We start from the raw sequence: 1,247 nt of genomic DNA, 5'->3' as shown, positions 1-1,247 counted from the left end.
TGGGCCGCCCCCGTTGTTAGGTCCGGTCTCTGTGTGAGTCGTCGGGTTCCATTTCGTGGGTGCAGTGGCGAGCATAGTCGGCCGGGGTGAGGTAGCCCAGCGCCGAGTGGCGTCGCACGGTGTTGTACTCGACCTTCCAGTCGCCGATGACGACCTGGGCGTGCAGCAGTGAGTAGAAGCTGTTGATGTTCAAGCACTCGTCGCGCAGGCGGGAGTTGAACGACTCGACGTAGCCGTTGAGCCACGGCGAGCCGGGCGGGATGTACGACAAGCCGGTGCGGGTGCCGGCCCAGTCGGCGATCGCCTGGCTGATGAACTCGGGCCCGTTGTCGCTTCTGAGGACCGCGGGCGGGCCGTGCAGCTTGACGAGGTCGTCGAGATGGTCGGTGAGACGGTCGGCGGTGATGGAGCGTTCCACGAGCCCGCCGAGGCAGACCCGGGTGTGCTCGTCCACGATCGACGCGATCTTGATCGGACGCCCGGCCTCGTCGACGTCGAACTGGAAGTCGATGGCCCACACCACGTTCGGGGCGCACGCCTTGGGGGCGTCCGCGGTCGAGGAGCCGATGCGCTTACGGCGACGTCGCTGGGGCACGCGTAGGCCTTCCTCGCGCCATAGCCGCTGGATCTTCTTGTGGTTGACCTGCCAGCCCTCGCCGCGGGCGTCGTGGTACGCGCGCCGGTAGCCCCAGCGGGGGTGCTTCTTCGCGTAACCGCGCAGCCATTCACGCAAGGCGGCGTCGGGGTCGGCGACGGTAGCGGCCTTGAGGGTGCGCCGGTAGGCGGACCTGGATAGCCCGGTCAGCCGGCACACCATCCGCTCGCTCACCCGCATCTTCGCGATGAGGTGAGCGACGGCGGCGCGCCTCCTGCCCGGGCCTAGAAGTTTCCCTCTGCCAGCTCCTTCAGCGCCGCCTTCTCCAGCTCTGCTTCAGCGAGCAGACGCTTGAGGGTGGCGTTCTGCTTCTCGAGCTCCTTGAGGCGCTTGGCGTCGTCGGCCTTGAGCCCGCCGTACTGGTTGCGCCACCGGTAGTACGTCTGTTCCGACACGCCCAGCTCGCGGCACACCGCCGCGACGTCCGCGCCATCGGCCAGCATCCGGTCGGCCTGTCCGAGCTTGCGCACGACCTGCTCAGGCGTGTGCCGCTTCCTCGTGTTCGTCATGATGAGACCAGTCTTCCTGCCCGCAGCAGCGAGCATCAAGACGACTCACACAACGACTGGACCTACATCACGGGGTCAGCCCA

Annotated in this window: 1 protein-coding gene; it reads right to left on the bottom strand. The window is 67.4% G+C overall.

The window, feature by feature from the left end:
* Positions 1 to 16 precede the first annotated feature (16 nt).
* Positions 17 to 1,164 (bottom strand): IS3 family transposase gene (locus ACT3TZ_RS15145; protein ID WP_444584240.1). Its coding sequence is split into 2 segments (ribosomal slippage): positions 17 to 894 and positions 894 to 1,164, totalling 1,149 coding nucleotides; the frame shifts between segments, so codons are not numbered across the junction.
* Positions 1,165 to 1,247: the final 83 nt, after the last annotated feature.

Origin of the sequence: Brachybacterium sp. AOP25-B2-12 (assembly GCF_052378625.1) — a bacterium.
GTDB lineage: Bacteria > Actinomycetota > Actinomycetes > Actinomycetales > Dermabacteraceae > Brachybacterium.
This window is presented reverse-complemented; position numbering and strand designations above follow the sequence as displayed.